At 70.5% G+C, this 20,248-nt stretch carries 1 protein-coding gene; it reads right to left on the minus strand.

Annotated features, from left to right (window positions below; all coding sequences use genetic code 11):
* Nucleotides 1-77: 77 nt before the first annotated feature.
* Nucleotides 78-20,234 (minus strand): hypothetical protein, encoded by a 20,157-nt coding sequence (locus ACFXHA_RS07025; protein ID WP_379353863.1) that lies wholly within the window; start codon nucleotides 20,232-20,234, stop codon nucleotides 78-80.
* Nucleotides 20,235-20,248: the final 14 nt, after the last annotated feature.

The following is a 20,248-nucleotide window of genomic DNA, read 5'->3' on the forward strand; positions in this document are numbered from 1 at the left end:
AGCCGAAACCCAGCATCACATATCCCAATTGACCACGCGGTTGCGGGAACCGTAAGAATCGGCGAACTCGCCCATGGTTATCCGAAGATGCCCGCCCGGCGAGCCGGATCCGACAACACATCCCGGATCAGCAAGCCCAGGTCTGCGTCCTGCGGGACGGTGCGATAGCGCACCTCGCACTGCGCGGCACCGCCGACACCGACCAGCAGGCGGTTGAAGCCCTGCTGCGTGCGTTCCCAGTGCACATCCGCACCGAGCCGATCCACCTCGATGGCTTGATCACCCACCCGCAGCACCAGGCCCGCCTGATGGTCGCGGTAGAAGGCCACCCGCAGGCCGTCCAGATCGTCGTAGACGCCCGCCGGCGAACCCGCGCCGAGCGGTGCCGAATTCAGCTCGCCGGTCAGCGGATTCAGCATGGCGAATTCGCCGAACCCGGAATGCGAGCGCAGGTACACCCCACCACCCGACTGCGCTGTCGGACCCGAGGCGCGCGGGAAGCGGCTGCCGCCGCGCGAACGACCACCGTTCGCCCCGCCCTGCTGCTGACCACCCGGCTGGCCGCCCGAGCCGCCACCCATCGGGCCGCCGGGCGATCCACCCGATGATCCGGCTGCACCGTTCGTGCCACCGTCGCTCGAATCGGCACCGTTCGCCCCGTAGCCGCCGAACGAATTGTCCGGCACGGGATTCCAGCCCGGAGCACCATTCGGACCGTGCGGGACACCGCTATTGGGCCCACCGGGCATGTTCGGCCCGCCGGGTAGGTGCGGACTGCCGGGTTTGTAGGGACCGTGCGGCGTCGACGGCGATCCTGGGTAGCCCGGATTCCGGCCGTCGGTCGAGCCCGGCCACTGCTGGGAACCGTTCGGCGACTGCTGGGAACCGTCGGTCGACTGCTGCGACCCATCGGGCCACTGCTGCGAGCCATTCGGCCAGGTCTGAGACCCGTCCGGCCACTGCGACGAACCGCCGGGCTGCTGCGCCGAATCGGGCCACGAACCCCACGGCGGCAACTGACCATTCGGCGCGCCACCGCCCGGTGGCATCTGCCCGCCCTGATACGGGGGCACCATGGGTGCCTGCGGCATCGCGGGCGGTTGCGGCAACTGCGGCATGCCCGGCTGCCCCGGCATCCCCCCACCCGACGATCCGGGACCACCCGCATACGGCTGTCCGTCCGAATACTGCTGGCCACTCGAATACTGCTGGCCACCAGGCACACCCGGCGGCGGTGGCGGGCTCGGCGGCGCGGGCGGCTGCGGCGGATTCGCGTCCGGCGGCAGCGTCCACGGTGCGGCCTGCTGCGACGGCTGCGGTGTGTACTGCGGGAACTCCGGATCGAATTGCCGAGGCGGATGCGGAATATGCGACCGCCAGTTGGGATCCCAATTCCGCCCGCCCGACGCGCTCCCCCGCTCCTGCCGGTGATCAGGCGCAGCCCCGTGTTTGTCCGCACCGGTCGGCGCGGACTCCGGATCACTCTCACCGGTCGGCGTGGCTTCGGCTTGGGCCTCACCGGTCGGCGTGGCTTCGGTTTCGACCTCACCAAGCGGGTGGGACCCGGCCGTCGGCTCAGGCGTTGCGGGCTTCGCCGGTAGCGGTGCGGGCTCGGAATTCCCGGGACCGGCATGCATTTGACTGCCACCGGCCGGATCGGGTTCCGGGGTAGGTTCGGATGCGTTGCCGTGCGGCGGGTTCGGTGGGTTCTTGCCGCCTGCACCGGAGCCCGCGGGTGTGGGCGGTTCCTCCCCGCCGCCACCGCCGTGCGGCGGGGTGGGCGGTTCTTCGGGACGACCACCGGCGAGTTCCCAGAACCAGTCGGCGCGGTCGGCGGAGATGCGGGCCAGTAGTTCGGCGTTCTCGGCGCGCAACCGGGCGAAGCGCTGCTCGGTGCTGCCGGGCGGCATGCCGTCGGCGATCTGGTGCAGCCATCGGGCGCGCTCGGCATCCATCCGCGCGGTCCAGTCGGCCTGAACGGCCTCCTGGCGGTCCAACCAGGTGCTCGGATCGTTCGGATCGACCGGCGGCCGGGGCGACGACTCCTGGTTCGGATCACCTTCGCCGACAACCGGTTCCAGCTCGTTTGAGCGCGGAAAGTTGTCGTCGACCCACTGGGCGAGAGCGTCGGCACGGTGGGAGGTCTCGGCGGCCCTGCGGAGGTCCTCGAAGGCCGTGGCGCTGCCGGGACCGTTGGACAGCACGGTCTTGCCCTGCAGCTCCTCGATAGCCGGGCCGTGGTTCGCGGGGGTCAGATCGGACTCGGCGACGCGCAGACCCGTCGCCGCATGGAAGTCTGTGATGGCCCGACGCAGGGCGGCGCGAGCCTCGTCGCGGGCCTGGGCAGCCGCCTCGTGCGGGGTAACCGCGGCGCGAGTTTCGGCGGCCCACAGCCGCTTCAGCTCGGTCGACCAGCGATCGGCGACAGCCCGGGCCTGATCGACACGGTCGAGGGCAGCGCGCAGGGCCTCGTTGCGGGCCACGAACTCCTCGGCACTGTTGGTCTTCGGGCCGGCCATGATCACGTCGCGGTCGGCCTGGGCGGCGCGGAGTTCCGCTTGCGCCGCTCTGGATTCTCGGCGGGCGGTGTCGAGGGGAGATTCGGCCGCGCGCGCCTGGGCTTCGGCGGCGGCCTCGTGGCGGGCAATCAACTCCTCGATCTGGTGCACCCGCACCGTCGCGTCGTGCAGACGCTGGATGCGTGGGCCGGCCTCGGCCTGCGCCTCGGGGGTGCGGGCGTGCTGGGCGGCCTCGTCGAGGGCGTCACGGAAGTGCTCGGGGGTGAGGTCGGAGGCGTTCACCCGCACGCCCCGCATTGCCCGGTCGCGATCGCGGACGGCCTGTTCGAGTTCGCGGCGCAGGGTGTCCGCCGGGGGTTCGTCCGAGTGGGCGCCGGCCATGAGGGATCTGTCGAGTTCCGCTTCCGCCGCGCGTACCCGGGCCTCGGCTTCGTTGTAATGTTCCGCGGCCGCGCGGAGTTCGGCGACGCGGGCATCGTGGCTGGAGCGCAGGCCCTCGTGCACGGGCAGCGCTTCGAGGTGCTCGATCGTGGCGGCCAAGCGCTGCGGAGTCAGGTCTCCGGCCTCGACCCGTCGGCCCGGGGCGCCGTCGAGATGGGGTTCGTGCGCATCCGGATGCGTGACCCTGCGCAGCGCGAAATCGCGGCTGTTGCTCGCTCGTTCGAGATCGGTTCGCGCGCTGTGCAGTTCGGCCGCGGCCGCGCTGGGGCGGACCGGCGGGCGTTCCGGCTCCGGCAGGGCGGTCGCGTCGTTGTATGCCTGCGCGAGCCGCTGCAACTCCGCAATATCGGCTGCGCGAGCGCGGACTTCGGCGCGCAATTCCTCGACGGTTGCCTTCGTCTGGGCATCGGTCGGGCGCTCGAACTTCTCGATCTTGCCGTCGCGGTATGCCTCGTATGCCTTGGCCGAGCGCGCGGGATCGTCACCGAGTTCCAGTCCCTGCAGTCGCGCCCACGCCGAGCCCGCCCGCGACGGGTCGTCCGAGCTCGGTGGCTCGCCGAGGGATCCGTGGTCGAAGCCGCGCAGTGCCGCCGCCGCAGCCGCCTCGCGGATCGGCAGCTCACCCTCGGCCACCCGCGGATCGGTGTTCGGATCGAAACGCAGACCATCGTGGAACGGGTCGATGGCGCTGAGGGCGTGCGCGTATTCGGTCAGCGCGGCAACCAGTTCCGGGCGCTCGAGCGAGCGGTGCATCATGTCGTTGATCGCCCGCAGCAACGCCGGCGCCGCGATGCTCTTGGCATCCGGCTCGAAGCGATCGTCGGTCTTGTTGTACTTGTCGGAGTACAGGTCCTCGGAGGTCAGGCCGAGGCGGGTCGCGAGCCGGTCGCGTGCGGCCAGCGCCGCCGGGCCGTCCACGCCGCGCACCGCCGAGGCGTAGGCGACCAGATCCTGCACCGCTTGCAGGCGGCGCACATTGCGCATGCCCGGGTCGGTGAGCGCCTCGACCATCTTCTCCGGCGTCAGCTCGGCCGGATCCAGGCCCAGCCGATGCGACAACTGCTGCAGCGCGTCATTGAGATCGTGGAACGACTCGATGCCGTCGCTGCTGGCGATGAAGTCGGCGACCCCCTCGATCTGCGCGGCCCGCAACGCATTGTCGTGCTGCATGGCCTGGATGGCGTCGGCCAGCCGGTCGGGCGTGAGGTCGTCACGGTAGACGGCCAACCGCTTCGCCAGTTCGTCACGCGCGGTGCGCAACTCGTCGATCGAGGTGGGTAGTGGCGTCGGATCCTCGTGCGGGAGCGGGCCTTCCGGCGTCTGTTCGACGACCCGCCAGCGATCGGACGGGTGATCACGCACCGTCGTGGCCGGAACCTTCTCGCCGTCGTGTTCGGGCTCGTGGAAGCGCACCTCGGGCGTGTGCCCGGCGAGCACATGCAGGCGACCCTCGCCATCCATGGTGACCGTGCGGAAATCGGCTACCAGGCGGCCGTCATTGAGCTGACGGCCGATCTCGGGATGCGCGGTGAGGTAGTCGGCCAGGGCTCGCGCGTGCTCGCCGTCGGCGCGAATGACCGTCAGCCGCGGCGGATCACCCGGGAGCACCGCAATGCCGTGTTCGAGGGGCGCGCCGCCGTGCTCGTCCGCCCAGGTGCGGGCCGCGTCATCGGCGAGGTCGCCCGCGACCGTGCGGGCCTCGGAGTCCGCACGCAGGTAATCGTCGACGGCACGGCCGAGATCGGCGACCTGGCCGGCATGCTCGCGCACCGCCATCCGCAACTCGGCCACGGTGTGCCGCAAGCGTTCCGGGGTCAGCTCGTCCAGGCCGACGCCCAGCAGCTGCGCCCAGTTCGAACGCTCCTCCCGGGTCTGATCGCGGTACAGGGCGTTGTCGAACAGCACGCCCGCCTTGTGGACCGCCAGCTCGTCCGGGGACAGATCATCGAAATTGCGGGCGGGCTCACCACCATTGGGTGTGCCTTCCCAGTCCAGGGTGGTGGGGTGCGGGTCGGTCTTGCCGATCAGCCCGACCTTGCGGGCCAGCTTGGCGACCACACCGTCGGTTCGAGTCGGATCGCTGTGCACCAACTCGCGTAGGAAACGACCCAGCGGATCCTTGTCGAAGAAGTTGATGCTGCGGCTGTAGGGGACGCGGGCGTCCTCGGTGTTGTAGCGCTGGGCGACCTCGAACAGCGCCTCGACCGCACCCGCGCGGCGTAGCAGCACGTAGGTCGACTCGTCGACGAGACGACGCAGGGTCGCCGGATCGGCGGTGCGCAGGTCGATGCCCTGGCGCGCAGCCTGTTTCAGCACTTCGCGCAGGGCGTCGTCGCGGACGTCGAGGCGGTCGGCCAGCGTCTTGGGCAGCGCGTCACGGGTGGGGCCCGTCTCGTGCTCCCGCGGCCGAACGGCCGGATCCGACTGTGTACCAGCATGTTCGGCGGCCCCGTGCGCGGGCTCGATCGCACCTGCACGTTCGCCGCTCGGCAGCTGCGCGAGCGGCTCTCGCTGCGGGACGGCGGCCGGGTCCCGGACCGGGTCGGGTCCGGTTCGAGGTGCGGCGGGTGTCGCATGATCCTGCGAGATGCCGGCCAGGCGCAGATCCGCGGCGGCCAGCGCTCGGGTGGAGGCATCCACCTCGCTGAACCAGGGCTCGTACTCGCCGCCGCGGGTGCGCATCGGCACCGCCTCGGAGGCCACATCGGGTATCCGCGCGGTGAGGCGGTGGAAGAACGGCAGGTCCTCACGCGACTTCCAGAAGGTCGCGAGTTCCTTGCCCAACCGGGACGGGTTGATGTCCAGGTGATGCAGGAAGTCGTTGTGCAGCCAGCCACCGATCTCGTGGATGATCTGCTTCTGCCCGGTGCCGTCGAGACCCGAGCCCGAGGCGTATTTCGGGTACTGGTCCTTGAATCCGGCGCGCACGAAATCCCACAGCCGGCGCAGGAACGGCGGCCGGACCGGCTGCCGCTCGGCCGGGAGACGATCGCCCGGCAGGCTCGGCCGGGCCGCCGGCTCCAGGTGGCGCACGCCGTCGGCGTCGGTGCGGACCACGACGTGAACGCGGTCGCCGTTGATCTCGAGCACCAGACGGTGCGGGGCGGACGGGGCGGGCTGGTGGAAGGTCGCCGCCATCAGATCGGTGACATCGGCTGCGCGCCGGACGGTTTCGTCGCGCAGATCGGTCAGAGTGGCCGCCCGATGCTCCGGCGCGAGCCGCTCGGGGTCGACGCCCAGCAGGCGTGCCCACTCGTCTCGGATGGTGGCCAGTTGCGCCCGCTGCTGCGGATCGGTCGCCGCATCATGGCGGGCGGTGGCCTCGTCGAGTGCCTCGATCGCACCGGCACGCAACATGTTCCGGTACTGCAGTTCTCCGGCGACCTCCGGCAACCGGCCCTTGGCGAGATCCGCATCCGACAGGCCCAGACGGGTGGCGATGTCCCGGCGCAGCTCGTCGAGCGTCAATCCGCGGGGCTGGTCTCCGGCCTGATGCGTGGCGTCCGACCACGGCTCGTGCGGGAGATTCTGTGCCTCGCCGCGGCCAGAGGCATTCTGCTCCAAGGCTTGTCGGGCCGCGGCGGCCTCGGCCGCACCCGCCTGCTGAAGGCGGTCGGTGAGCCCCAGGTCCCGCAGTTGAGCCTCGAATGCCGCGAGTTCACGCGGATCGGCCTCGGTACGCCAGTACTCCTCGCCGCCGTAACGCTCCTCGGTGGTCAGCGGGCGGTAATCCTCGGGATCGCGCATGGACGCGGGCCCGGTACCGGTTTCCGGATCACCGAAGAAGCCGCGTGCCTTGGCCATCTCGGCCAGTTCCTGCAGCGAGGCAAGGGCGTCCGGCCGCTTCGACAGCGGCTCGACCATGCCCAGCCCATCGGCCAGTCGCGCCAGGTATGCGAGCTCCTCCGGAGTGCGCTGGCGCGCATTGTGTTCCAGCGGCGCATCCGCCAGGAAGTCCGAGACCGCCTTCAGCGTGGGCGAGACCACCGCCGGGTTCACCGACAACGGCCCCTCCGGCTCACTCCCCGCCGGGTGCTGCCCCTCGATCGTCGCCTCGGATGCTGGTACGACCACCCCGGATCCGTGCGTAACCGCCGGATCCGGCGCTTGCACGGCAGGATCCGGAGTCGACGCGGCCGGATCCGGAGTCGATGCAGCGGGATCCGGCTTGGGCGCAGCGGGATCCGGCTTCGGTGCGGCGGGATCAGGAGACCCAGCGGGCTTGGTGGGCTCGCCCTCGTTGCCGGACGAAGCACCTCTTCTGTCGAGGGACTCCCTCGTCAGGCCGGTTGGGGGTGTGGTGGGTGGGGTACCGGACTCGCGCGCGTTGGACGCCGTACCACCCGTGCTGGACCGTTCGCCCGCACCACCGGGATTCGGCGTGGCGCCGCGGCCTTCTCCGGCACCGCCTTCGCCGCCGGGGCCACCGAAACGGGACGGGCTCTGGGCAAAGCCGCCCGGGTGGCTGGGCTTGGGCGGGGTCGGATCGGCTCCGGAAGCTCCGCCATCGGAGCCGGGCTTGCCGGGGCCGCTGGGCTCGGGGGTGCCGGATTCGCCTGGGTCGCCCGGGTCGCGGCCAGCGGTGTGCTCATCGATCCACTGGGCGAATTCCTCGGCGTGGTGGACCTTTTCGGCCGCCTGGCGCAGGTCGTTCGCGGCACCGTCCAGCGAGCGCTCGCCGGGGAGCGGGAAATCGGCTTCGGAGTCGGCGAGGATGCGTTCGGGGAGGTTGGCCAGGGCGTCGTCGGGCCGTTCCAGGAGCGTGGTCTCGTCGATGTGCAGGCCGGTCTGCTCGTGGAAATGCGCTATCGCAGCACGCAATTCGGCCTGTGCCTCGTCGATGCCGCGTGCCGCGGCGGCGTGCGGGGTGTCCGCGGCGTGGGCGGCGAGCGCGGCGAGGTTGTCGAGCTGGGCCTGCCAGCGTGCACCGCGGTCCTGCAGGTCGAGGTGATGCTCGGCAACGTCGGCCAGGCGCAGGCGGCTGCGCTGTTCGGGGGTGAGCTGTTCGGGTGGCGTGCCGCCGAATTCCGCTCGGGTGGCGGCGATCCAGTCGCGGGTGAGGTCGGCTTCGCTGACCGGCAGGCCCGCCCGCGCCGAATCCACCGCCACCTTGGCGATGTCGGCGTCTTGCCGGGCGTAGCGGAGTCCGCGCTGCGCCTGGGCCTGCGGTGTCTCCGTGCGGCGAACCGACTCGATCGGCTCGGGCCGCACGGCGGCCTGGAAGTCCATAGCCGTCTGGTACCGACGCACGGCGTCACTGAGCGGGGCGAGTTCGGGGGGCAGGCCGTGCTCCGAGCTCGCCCGTGCGAGCCGGTCGAGCCGGCCGACGATCTGATCGGCGTGCGCGGGCCAGTCCCCCGGCGTGGCGGCCGCCACGGCCAGCAGATCGCCTCTCGCACTGTCGACTTCGCGCTGCCACAATTCGGCGGGTGTCTCGCCCGGACCCGCGGCAGCCTCGACGACCGCGCGCAGTCGCGCCTCCTCGGCGTTCACCCGGCGATCGGCCTCGGTGAAGTCGGTCGCGGCCCGCTCCAGTTCCGCGACGCGCTCCCCGGAATTGACCAGGCGGCCACCGTCTTCGGAGATCCGGGTAGCCAGGTATTGCAAGGTGCCGCGCAACCGCTGCGGGCGCAGATCACTCTCACGCACGGCCCGCTCCGTGCCGTGGTCCAGCTGTGCCAGGGCGGCGTCACGCTGTGCGCGAGCCTGGTCACGCGCCTGCCGAGCCTCGACCACCTCGACGGCGTGTTCGCGCGGGCTGCGGTGCGGCGCTTCGGGTTCCGGCACCGAGGTCAGGGCATGATGTTCGACGGCCAGTCGCTCGAGCGCGTCGATATCGAGCTCACGCGTCCCGACCTTGGTGCGCAGATCGGCGAGCATCGCCTCGAGATCCTGTGGATCGGGCCGCTCGTGAGTGTCGATCTTGCCGTCGCGGTACACCTCGTATACGGCGGCGAAGCGGGCCTCACGGACGGTGTCGACCAGCCGGACGAAGTCGGCCTCCGACAGCGGCCGCACCGCGGGATCCACGCGCTGCACGTACTCCGGGTACAGCAGCTCGACCGGTCGCTTCTCCCCCTGACGCTCCAGTTCCCGCATCAGCCTCTCCGGCCGATGCTCCAGCTCCTTGCGCGACTCCGCCGGCTGGCGCTCCAGCGCCTTGCCGAGCTCCTCCTGATGACGTTCCAGCACCCGGCGCAGCTCCTCCGGCGGCATCTGGCGGTGCAGGCCGGACAGCTTCTTTCTGTACAGGTCGACAATGTGGTCGATGTCGTCGACGTCCACGCCCTGCAGATGTGACCAGACACCCTGAGCCTGCGACGGATTGTCGGAAAGCACCGGCTCACCGACATATTCGCTCATCAGGCGGTTCAGCAGTGCCAGACCCTCCACATCGTGGATGGGCAGCACCCCGTCGTTCGCGCGTGGATCGGTGCGCGGATCGAAGCGCAGGTCCGGGTGGTACGGGTCGAGAGTCCCCAGCGTGTGCGCGAACTCGGCGAGCGCGGCCGTCACGTTCGAGCGTTGCTCGGGATCCTTCAGCGCGTCCTTGATCGCGCGGACCATCGCGTTCTTGTCGGTGGAATACTGATCCGGCCCGTGGGTGAGCCTCGAGGTCTTCTTGTCCGTCTGCCACTTCGACCCGTACACATCCTTCGGGTCCACACCGAGCTGCCGCACCAGCCGGTCGCGTGCCTCGGTCACGATCGGCTTGTAGGCGGGCCGGTTGTGGCTGTCGGCCTTCTTGTCGGCGTTCTGCAATTCCTTGGCGTAATCGAACAGGTCGCCGATGGCCTGCCTGCGGCGCGCCGACCTCATCTTCGGCTTGGTGAGCTCCTCGGCGAGCCGCTGCGGCGACAGGTCCTTCGGATCGACGCCGAGCACGTGCGCCAGATCGCCCAGCTTGTCGCTGAGGTCGTTGAAATGCTCGATGGCGTCGCCGCTGCGCACATAGTCGGCGATGCCCTCGATCTGCGCGGCCCGCAACATATTGTCCTGGCGCAGTGCGGCAATGGTGTGATCGAGGTGCTCGCCCAGATCCAGGTGCTGCGCCTCCAGCTTCGCGGCGGCCGCATTGCGTTCCTCACGCACAATGTCCGGGTCGCGCGGACCACCGGCCTGCTTCGGCGTCTCCGGCTCGGGCGTGGTGCGCTCGGGCCCGACGAGCTGCCACGGACCGTGCTCGTCGCGCACCATGACCACGGGGGTGCGCTCGCCGGCGACCGTCACCTCCTGGAAGCGCGCGTGCGGGGTCTCTTCCGCCACGACGTGCACGGAGCCGTCGGCCTCGTTCAGCGCGACATTGCGGTAATCCAGGTGCAGCTCACCATGATTGAGCATTTCGCCCAGTTCCGGATGGGCGGCCAGTGCCTCGGCCAGCAGCGCGTGATGGTTTTCCTCGCCGCTGATCACCACCAGCCGGTTCGGGTCGCCGGGGTGCTCACCCGGACGCACACCGACCCCGGGTTCGAGCATCGCGCCGCCGTTGGCGTCCATCCAGGAGTGCGCCGTCTGCTCGGCCAGCTCTCTCGTTTTGCGCTCGGATTCGGCGTCCAGTTCGAGGTAATGATCGACCGCGGTGGAGAACTCGCTCAAGCGGTCCCGCGCGTCGCGCACCGCCATCCGCTGTGCGGCGATGGCGTGGTCGAGCTGCTCCTTGGTCGGGCCCAGTCCGTCCAGATCGAGGCCGAGCAACTGGGCCCAGTTCGACCGCTCCTCGGTGATCTGGTCGCGGGTCAGGGCGTCATGGAACAGCTCGCCCTGCTCGCTCTGCGGGAATCCGAGCTCCGGATCCTCGAAATGGTTCGCCCACTCGCTGCCGACATTGGTGCCCTCGGTATTGAGGAAGGTGGGCTTGGGCTTGCCCGGTTCCGGCAGCTTCGACGGATCCTGGCCCTTGGCAAGGTGTTTCTCGCCTTGCTGGGCGGCCTCGCGCTGCAGGCGCTCCTGCTCCTTGGCGGCGTAGACCTCCCGCACATACCGGCCCAGCGGGTTTTGGTCGTTGATGGCGACCGGTTGATGCGGCACCTTCGCCTCGGCCTCGTTGAACCGCTGCGCGACATCGCTGAGCGCCTCCAGCGCACCGGCCCGGCGCACCAGTCGATAAGTCTCCTCGGCGACCAGTTTGCGCAGCGCCTCGGGAGTCGTCTCGGGCAGATCCAGCCGCTGCGCGGCTACCACGCGCCGCACATCACTCAACGCGGCGTCACGGGCTTGCGCCGCACGCGCCATGGGCTCGGGCAGATTCGACGCCCAATGCCGCGGCGGCGCTTCCTGTACCGCGGGAATCTCCACCGTCTGGTGCTCGGCGCGAGCGCGAATGTAGTCCGCCTCGGTGAGCGCCCCGCGCTCGCGCAGGTCCGTCTCGATCGGGGCGCGCAGCCGGGGATCGGCCTCCGCAAACCACGGCTCGTACTCGCCGCCACCCCGGACTCGCATGGGATGGATATCGGCGGCCACATCGGCGATGCGGCTCTTGCGGTAACTCAGCAGGGGCATCCGCTCCCGCGACTTGTAGATGGTGATGCCCTCTTTGAGGATGCGGGCGAGGGGGAACTCGTGCACCATGTCCGGCCACTCGTGTTCCTCGCCCGACGCGATGCGTTCGAGTGCCTCCCCGGGATGCTCGGTGAAGGGGAATTCGTGGCCGAACAGCTTGCCCATGAATCGGAGCAGCCACGCCTGACCGGCGCCGTCGTTGCCCGAACCCGACGGGTACTTGGGGTACTGGCCTTCGTAGTCGTGCCCCTTGACGGCACGCCACATCCGGCGGAACAGCCCCGGATCCGGCTCCCGGACAGTGCTTTCCGGCCGCGTCGGCAACTTCGGCCGACCCGCCTCCTCCAACCGGGGCACACCATCCTCGCCCACGGTGACCTCGACGTGCACCCGCCGGCCGTCGGCCTCCAGGACCAGCCTGCGGCCCGCCTCCGGGTCGGGAGTGTGGAAGGTGGCGGCCACCAGATCGGCGACATCGTCGGCGCGGCGGAGGGTTTCGGCGCGGAGGCGATTCAGTGTGGCCTCGGGATCGCGGGCCAGGTGTTCCGGGTCCACGCCGAGCAGGCGGGCCCACTCGTCGCGGACGGCCGTATAGGCCTCGCGGCGGCCCTCGGTGGTCGCCTGGCCGTGCCGATCCATCGCCTCGCCGAGGGCCTCGATCGCTCCGGCGCGCAACAGATTCCGATACTGGAGCTCGCCGGCAAGAACCGACAGGTGTCCCGAGGTGAGGTCCTCGGGGCGCAGGCCGAGCCGATCGGCCAGCTCCCGCCGCAGCTCCGGCAGTGACAGCGCGCGCGGTTCCCGCTCGGCAGGACCGTGATTCGCCTCCGCCCACGGCTCGAGCGGCAGCTCCCTGGGCGTCTCACCCGATCTGGGCTCGGGCTGCTTCGGGAAGAAACGGTCATCGAGCGACAGCTCGCCGAACTCGTCCGGACGCATGGTGCGCGGGGGCACGTTCTCTCGCGGGTCGCCGAAACCACCACGCGCACGCGCATTCTCGGCCACATCACGCAGGGCGGCCAGCGGATCGCGGCGCCTGCCCATCGCGTCACCGAGGCCCAGCGAATCCACCAGACGCCGCGCGTACAACACCTCGGCGGGAGTGCGCTCACGCACTCCGGGCTCCGGGCCGGAACGGCGCAGGTAGTCCGCCGCAGACCGGAGCGCGGGTGCGGCCTCGACCGGCGGAGCTATGTAGACCAGCTCGCCGGGTTTGCGAAGGGGCAGCGGCATGTCCCGGGTGTCGGCCTCGGCGATCGCGACTACGGCGGGCGTGGCGCTCGCGGCCCGCAGGTCCGGCACCGTTGTCTCGACAGTCGAACCCGGTCCCGTCTCAGGCCGGGTATTACCTTGTGCCGGTGCGGGATTCGGGTTCTCCGAAGCCGGCTCACCCTCTCGGCCGCCCGCGTGCTCCCACATCTGATCCGCCGCGCCCCGGGCGACCTGGGCGCGCGCATCCGCTTCGTCCGCACGGCGTTCGAACAAGGCCTGTTCGGGACTGCCCTCCGGCATCAGGTTCGCCATATCGCGCAGCCAACCCGCGCGCTTGCCCTCCATGGCGGCAGTCCAGTCGGCCTGCACGGCCTCCTGACGCTTCAGCCAAGCACTGGGCTCCGGCGCGGGTTCCGCTGCCGCGGCAGGGGTTTCCGGGTGCGGGTGTTCACCCGGTGGCGTGTGACGTCCGTTGTCGCCGTTCGGCTCCCGCTCAGGGCCCGGCACCGCGGCGGGCGGTTTCGGCGGCTCCTTGCCGTTCTCGCCACCGGCGGCCGGTTCCTCCGGGCGACGACCGCCCGCTTCATTCGGGGACCCACCGTGGCGTGAATCCAGCGGCTTGCCCAGGTCCGCATCGCGTGCGCCCCCGGGCCGAACCTCCGGCCGTGGAGTCCCGGCTCGGGGTTCGGCCGCCGGGGGCTCGACATGGCGGCGGTCGGTGGCCGGGTGCGCTTCGGCGCGCTGGGCCAGGGCGTCCACCAGAACTTTGTGGATGATCTTCGCGGGTGCGCTGGCCTTGTCGCCGTTGAGTTCGACGTCCGTGAACGCCTCTGCCACTGCTTCGGTGTGGACGATGCTGCGGGGCACGTCACGGCTGGAGAAGCTGTAGCCCGAGAGGGTGCGGTTCAGCCACTGCCGGATGCCGACGATATTGCCGTGCTCGGCCACATAGTGTTCGGCCAGCGCTTCCATCATGCGCCGGTGGACCACGCCCTGGCTGGTCATGTCCATGGCGTGACCGAACTCGTGCAGAACCGTGGCGTAGACCGGGCGGTCGCCGGAACCGGGCACGTGGAAGCCCGAGGCCGAGTCCTCGGCCGCGCGCTGCGCCAGCTTGTCCGGATGCAGCGCCAGATCCTGGTTGAGAATCAGCTTTTCGCAATACCAGCCGTTGGGGCCACGGACCGGATCGGCCACGGCGTAGACGAGATCGTCCAGCTTCCCGATCCCGACCGTGGTCAAGTTGGTCCCGGGGTACTTCTCGAACATGGTGTCGATGGCGCGCGCGTACTCGCGCAACAACTCGGGATGGATTTCCGGGGTGAACCCGAAAACATTGATGCCCCAGCTCTTCTCCAGCTTGTCGACGATGTGCTCGGCATCCAGGCCCGACCACTTGTCGACCGGATTCGGCGACCAGGCCGGGTTCGCCTCGTGGACGGGCTGCGCATCATCGGAGTGCGGTGCATCGTGACCGGCCGGATGCTGCTCCGGGTGAACGTGCTCGGGCCCGCCGCCGGAGCGCGAATCCCTGGGCGGCTCGTGCTCGCCCGCCGCATCGCGGATAACGGTCTCCGGGAGAGTGATTCGGGCTCTGGGGCCGCCCTCGGAGGGGTGGCCGGCGGTGTGTTCGGCGAAAGCGTCGAGCAGGACGCGGTGGATCACCTTCGCGGCGTCGCTCGCGTGGGGGCCGTTGAGTTCGACGTCGGTGAAGGCTTCGGCCAGCGCTTCGGGCGTGTCGATCCGGTACTGCTTGTTGAAGCTGTACCGGGAGAGACTCTCCTTCAGCCAGGACTCGAAGTTGTCGAGGTTGCCATGTTCGGCCACATAGTGTCTCAACAGCGCGGGCATGATGCGGATGCGGGCCTCGCCTTGACCGGTGAAGTCCACACCGTGCCCGAACTCGTGCACGATCGTCGCGTAGATCGGACGTTCGCTCCCGCCCGGGACGTGGTGACCCGAGCTCTCGTCCGACGCCGCCTGCCGCGCCAGCTCTTCCGGCCTGCGCGCGAAATCCTCGTTGAAGATGATCTTCTCGCCGTACCAGCCGACGGTGGGGCTCCGCTCCGACTTCGACCGCGCGTAAACGCCCTCCGGCAGCTCCCCGATCCCGACCGAGCGCACATTGGTCGCGGGGTACTTCGAGAACATGTCGTCGACAGCGCGCGCGAACTCGCGCAGCACCCCGGGATGAATGGCGGGCCCGAATCCGAAAACGTCTATATCCCAGCGACTTTCGAGACGCTCGGCAATCTGCTCGGCATTCAGCCCGTTCCACTCGTCATAGATCTGTGCGCCCCAATCCTGGGGGTGTTCGGGAAGATCTGCTCCCGAGTGACCGGTGTGCTCACCCCCGGAGCGGGAATCGGCAGCGTGATTGCCCTGTTCGCCGGATTCATCGAGGTGGCGCGGGCCATGCGCCGAATCACGGACAGGCGCGGCCTCATTCGTCGCGGACTGTGGGTGTTCATGTCCCGGCCCGTTGGGGCGGGCGTGCTGCTCGATCTGATCGAGGCGGGCGCGCATGGCTTCGTGCCACTCCGGGTGACCGGCGCGCTCGAACTCGGGAGCCAGGGCGTCGAGGCGGGCGCGGACCTCGGCGAGCTCCGAGCGGGTGAGTTCATGGTCACGCCAGACTGTTTCGCGGTTCGGTCCGTGTTCGGCGAACTGACGGGCGAACTGGCTGATCGGGTCGCGGGCCCGGGCATCATTGCCGAAGGCCAGGCTGTGATCGATGGCGATGAGGTGACCGTCCGGGCCGACCATCCAGTTGCCGGGGTTGCGGTCCGGGATCTCGAGCAGAGCGTCGAACAGGCCCATCCGGAGACCCTCGGGGGTGTCGTGATAGAGCAGCGCCGGATTCACCTCGGCCCCATGGTGATACGCCGCGGTATCGCCGGGCATCAGATCCATGTAGACGACACGCTCGTTCGCCGGGTCCCGATACACGCGCGGCACATCCACGCCGACCGCCCGGCCCACCAGCGAGGCGAGCTCCTCCGCATCGGCGTGCGCGGAAACGGTGACCAGCTTGCGAATCAGCTGGGTGCCGTCCTCGAAGGTAACCAGCTCAACCCGCTGCGCGCTCTTGAGCGCCCCCTCACTGATGACCTCGACCGACGCCTCCCCCGACCCGATCGCCTCCTCGACCCGGCGCCCGAACTCCCGCGCCTCCGCCACCGGATCGGCGACGCCCGGGTGCGCGGAGCCCGGCGCGTGGACCGGGTCCGCCGCGAGCGCGGGATCATCCGCGTGCTGGGGATCGCCCACGCGCGCAAGGTCGTCCGGGTGGGCTGGATCGGCGGCGCGGGCTTGGTTGGCGGCGTGTTCCAGGTCGGCGGCGATGGTCAGGCGGGTGAGGTTGTCGGTGCGGTGGAACTGTTGGGCGGCTTCCCGCAGTTTGGTGAAGGCCGCCTGGGGGTCGGAGCCGCGCGTGGCACGGACCGGGCGGGATTCGAGTTCCCGCATGGTGTCGTCGAATTTGGCCGCGGTCAGGTCGGATTCGGCGACCCGGAAGCCGGTCGCCTTCTGCAGGCCGGCGATGGCCTTACGCAGGTCGTGGCGGGCGAACTCGTGTGCCTGGGCAATCTGCGTGCGCAAGTCACCCGACATGTCGATCGAGCCGGGCGGGGCGCTGTGCGGACCACGCATCGGGAGCAGGCCCTGGCGGGTGCGCTCGCTGAGCGGATCCACCGGCGTGCCATCGTCTTTGAACAGGATCGCGTGGGTGCCCTTGGTCTCCTGCGGCACCTCCGGCGGGAAGCCGTGCTCGCGGCCCGCCGCCGGATCCTTCACGACGATCTTGCCGCCCTCGTTGACCAGCAGGTAGGCGTGCGCGCCCACCCCGTGCTCATCGGCAGGACCGGCGTAGTGATCGATGACCAGCGCGGAAGAGCCGGGGCCCAACTCCCGCAGCCGATCCGCGATCGCCTCGTGGCCTTCGTAGCCGCGCAGCCTGCCGCCCGCCATGGAGACGACCTCGGACGCAGACATGCCCTCCGGACCGACCGGACGCTCCGGCACCCGGACACCATCGTTGCCGGTGAGTTGGCGCAGCAGCTTCAACGCCAGCTCACCGCAGCGCCCGCGGTTGGGATGATCGCCCGGTGCGGTAGCCCGCTCCGGCTGCGGCACAGCATGTTCGGGCGCCGCGCCCGGATGCTCCGACACCGGATGCTCCGACGGTTCCCGCACGGACCCGGGGTGCTCGACCGCACCATCGCCGTGTTCCGCCGGTCCGGTCCGGCGCTCGGCCGCGCGATCCGCAAGTCCGCGTCGCATCGCGGGCGCAGGTTGCCTCTCCCCCGCGCCGTCACGCGGTCGCTCTCCACCCGAGGCCCGGCCGTCGCCCTCGCCGCCGTGCGGGATCGAGTGCTCCCCCAAAGGAACCGGCGCGATAAGGAGCCCCTCCGCAGGAGCATCATGACCGGTCCGGTCGTCCCGCGACCGATCGTGCGCGGGCTGCCCCGCACCGGCCGCCGAATCATGCTCATGCGCAGCCGGTTCCACCCGCTCATTGCCGGAGCCCGTGCGCTCACCAGCCTCGGGACGTTCGGCTGCGGGTACCGACTCGTCCCCACGCCCAGCACCCTCGGGCTCGGACCGCACCGCATCCGGCCCCTCCGCCGCCCGATCCGCGCCGTCGTCGCCGTGCGGCCGGTTCGCACCATCGCCCGCCACGCCATCATCTCCCGGCGTGCGCCCCGCCCCATCGAGCGGCAGATCCTCCGACCGCGCACCCGAATCAACATCCGACGCAGACTCCTCCGCCCGCAAACCAGCCGCATCACGCGACAACGCCTCATCCCGAGGAGAAGCCCCGTCACGCGGCACGGCCTCTTCACGGGGCACAGCAGGATCACGCGGCGCGGCCTCATCACGCGGCGCGGCCTCATCACGAGGGGCAGATTCGTCGTGGGGCGCAGGCTTTTCGCCGTGGGTGGATTCCGCTGGTGCGCGGTCTGATTCGGCGGCCGGGTGGGGGGCCTCGGGCTCGGCGGGAGTGTCATCACGCTGTGATGTGGGCTCGGGGTGCGCCTCCGACCCGTCGCGGGCCGAGAGGGGCTCGTCGGAGCCGGGGCGAGCAGGCTCCGCGGGGTCGGAGGCTCCGTCTCGGGTAGCGGCCGCGTCAGCCGGGTCGGCGTTGCGGTCGGTGGCCGGGGAATCCGTTTGTTCTGCGGGAGTTTCGGCGTTCGGGGTGCGCTCGGCGCCATTCGGGTTGGGGCGGGAGTCGGAGCCCGCGGGTGGGCGGGAGTCGGAGCCTGGTTGCGGGCGGCCGGATTCCGGGCGGGTGGGGTCCGGGCGGGTGGGGTCCGGGCGGGGTGCGGTGGCGTCGCCCGGGCGGGTGGGCGATTGGCGAACGTCCGAGGGCGCGGTGCGGGACTCGGGAGTTGCGCCGCCGTGCTGCGGCGACGCGGGACCGGACCGGTCCGGGGCACCGCCGGTCGCGTCGCCGCCGAGCGGTGCGGCGGCGTTCGCCAGAGCGGACGCGGCCTCACCGGCGGGCGCGTTCGGGCGCTCGGCCGGGGCGGGCGCGGAGACGGTTGCGGCGGGCGCCTCGTGGGGTTCGACGACAGGTGCGGCCTGGGCGGTGTGCAGGCTCGCACCTGCTCCGGCGTCGGCGGATGCGCCGGAAGCGCTTGCGCCCGAATCGGACTGTGCTGCGGGTGCGGCGGTAGCACGCGCACCGGAGTCGGATTGTGAGGCCGGCGCGGAACCACCCTGCGCACCCGCATCGGACTGCGTGGCGGCAGCCGGTGCACCCGGTGCGCCGGAATCAGGCTGCGCGGCAGCGGCGGACGCATCGCGCGCACCTGAATCAGGCTGCGCGGCAGGTGTGGACGCATCTCGAGCTCCCGACCCGTTTTGCGCGGCGGGCGTGGACGCGTCACGGGCACCCGAGCCGGACTGCGCGGCAGGGGTCGAGGAGTCGCGGCCGCCCGAGTTCACGCCGGCGGGTTGCGGGCGGGAGCCCGAATCCGTGGGGGCGGTGGACGGGGTGGCTCGGGTGTCGGCGGCTGGGGCGGACGACGTGGCGGGGCGGGCGTCGGCGGCGCCGGGGGTCGCGGACGATTGGGCTGCGGCTGGCGTGTTCTGCGCGACCGGCCCGGAGCCGCCGTCGGGAGCGGCGGCGGGGGCAGCGGTTTCGTGCTTGCCGGCCTGGACGCCGGATTCCGGGGTGCCGGAGGTGTCGGGCGAGCCTGCGTGGGGCTGGGCGCCGTGCGTGTCGGAAGCGGCCGGCTCGGAAGGGGTTTGAGACTCATGCTGAGAAGTTCCGGACTGGCCATTGTCGAAGGCGGCCGACTGCCCGGCGTCAGATGCGCCACGATCGGAACTGCCGCGACTGTCGGTTGTTACGCCGCCGCCCGCGTCCTGGCTCTGCGGATGCTGCGTGCTGCCGTCACCGGCGGGATGAGATCCGTTGCCGGAATCGCCTGAGCCGCCGGCGAATCCGGACGGGTGAACCTGGGGGCCACCGGAATCACCGCTGCCGACATGACCGGAGCCACCCGCAGCCCCTTCGGGGACCGCGCCGACATTCGCCATATCGGTCGAGACCCCCGCCTGCCGGCGGGAAACGCGAGGCTCCCAGAAACTATGGGCGGCAGTGTGATTGAGACCGGAAAGGGTGCCGTTCAGCCCGCCCGCGGTCAGCATGCGCGGATCGAAATGGGTGAACGCGTTCTCCGTGTTCTTCCACGCCTCACCCAGACCGTGCTGGTAGGTGTCCAGGCCGAACTGTGCCGCCGTCCCGGCGATGAATCCCGTTCCCGCACCGGCCAGCCCAGCGCTGCTGCCGGTGATGGCGGCGGTCAGATAGTGGTTCAGGGTGGAGGTCTCGAAGTGCTCACCGAGCGCCTTGCCCACCTTGCCACCCGCGATACCGCCCGCGGCCGAACTGATGGCGGTGACCCCGACCTTGCCCCAGTCCATGCCACTGCGGTGCCCCGCCGCCACCTGGTAGCCCTCGATACCGGCTTCCTGCAGCACACCCAGCCCGGCGTCCAGCAGGAAGTGCCGCACCATGAATTTCGCCAGGGTCGAGCCGACCAGCTTGCCGACATACTCCTCGATGGCCGCCAGCGCCCGCTTGGCGATGATGCGCACCGCGACGCGGGTGGCGGCCTGGGCGGCCGCCTCGACGGCGGGCGCGGTCGGCGGAAAGATCCACGCCGCAAGCATTTCCCCCGCCAGCATGACCAGCGACGTATAGAACATGAGTTTGGTCGACTCGATCTCGGTGCCGGTGTCGTGCACCGAGCCACCGATCTGGTCGTAGAAGTTCGCCAGATCCAGGATCGAGGTGTTGCCGTCCTGATGGCCGCCGACACCGGCCAGATTGTCGAAGACCTTGGCCATGGCGTCGCGACCGTCGCCGTCCACGTACGCCGAGAGCGTCGCGTACTTGGCGTCGTCCATCTTCGAGACCTGGCCGCGCAGACCACTGGCGGCGGCCTTCCACTGGTTGGCCAGCTCCCACATCTGGTCTTCGTTGCCCTCGGGCCATTCGACACCGACGAGCCAGCTCAGAAAGTCGAGTTCAGGGGGCAGGTAGAGAGCCATACGCCGCTACCGAT

The sequence above is a fragment of the Nocardia sp. NPDC059240 genome (assembly GCF_042753865.1).
GTDB lineage: Bacteria > Actinomycetota > Actinomycetes > Mycobacteriales > Mycobacteriaceae > Nocardia.

Coding starts and splice junctions, on each gene's coding strand:
- ACFXHA_RS07025 (WP_379353863.1), bottom strand. CDS start 20,234: ATGGCTCTCTACCTGCCCCCTGAACTCGACTTTCTGAGCTGGCTCGTC.